Source organism: Cupriavidus sp. YAF13, assembly GCF_052113425.1.
Classification (GTDB): Bacteria; Pseudomonadota; Gammaproteobacteria; order Burkholderiales; family Burkholderiaceae; genus Cupriavidus.
Map to the genome: position 1 here is coordinate 1 of NZ_JBFRDD010000145.1, position 1,120 is coordinate 1,120.

A 1,120-nucleotide genomic window follows, 5' to 3' on the forward strand; every position below is an offset into this window, starting at 1 on the left:
GAGGCCATTGACCGTGGCGCCGAGATTCAGCGCGATGGCCGCGCCCTCGACCCCGCTCTCGGCCACCGGCGCCAGGCTCGGCGCCAGCGGGTTGACCGTCACCGTCTCGGTGGCGGTGGTGGTGGTGCTGAGGTTGCCCTCGCCGTCGGTGGCGGTGGCCGCCACGCTCAGCGTGAAGTTCGCGTCATTGGTCGGCGTGATCGTCAGTGAGCCTAGCGTCCAGCCATGGACATCGACCGCAGTATGGCCGGCCGAAGCGGTGAAGCTGTGGMTGCCGTCGCTCAACGTGGCCCCCAGCGGGATCGCACCGACCACCAGCGAGGCCAGGCCGTTGCTGTCGCCGGCCAGGCCGTTGACCGTGGCGCCGAGATTCAGCGCGATGGCCGCGCCCTCGACTCCGCTCTCGGCCACTGGCGCCAGGCTCGGCGCCAGCGGATTGACCGTCACCGCCTCGGTSGCRGTGGTGGTGGTGCTGAGGTTGCCCTCGCCGTCGGTGGCGGTGGCCGCCACGCTCAGTGTGAAGTTGGCGTCGCTGGTTGGCGTGATGGTCAGGCTCGACAGGGTCCAGCCATGGACATCGACCGCGGTGTGGCCGGCCGAAGCGGTGAAGCTGTGGCTGCCGTCGCTCAACGTGGCGCCCAGCGGGATCGCGCCGACCACCAGCGAAGCCAGGCTGTTGCTGTCGCCGGCCAGGCCATTGACCGTCGCGCCCAGGTTCAGCGCGATGGCCGCACCCTCGACTCCGCTCTCGGCCACCAGCGCCAGGCTCGGCGCCAGCGGGTTGACCGTCACCGCCTCGGTGGCCGTGGTGGTGGTGCTGAGGTTGCCCTCGCCGTCGGTGGCGGTCGCCGCCACGCTCAGCGTGAAGTTGGCGTCGTTGGTCGGCGTGATCGTCAGTGAGCCTAACGTCCAGCCATGGACATCGACCGCAGTATGGCCGGCCGAAGCGGTGAAGCTGTGGCTGCCGTCGCTCAACGTGGCCCCCAGCGGGATCGCACCGACCACCAGCGAGGCCTGGCTGTTGCCGTCGCCGGCCAGGCCGTTGACCGTGGCGCCGAGATTCAGCGCGATGGCCGCGCCCTCGACTCCGCTCTCGGCCACTGGCGCCAGGCTCGGCGCC

At 71.0% G+C, this 1,120-nt stretch carries 1 protein-coding gene; it reads right to left on the reverse strand.

The window, feature by feature from the left end; all coding sequences use genetic code 11:
• A partial coding sequence (locus AB4061_RS40535; protein WP_441641653.1) for a hypothetical protein occupies positions 1–1,120 on the reverse strand: 1,120 nt, incomplete at both ends.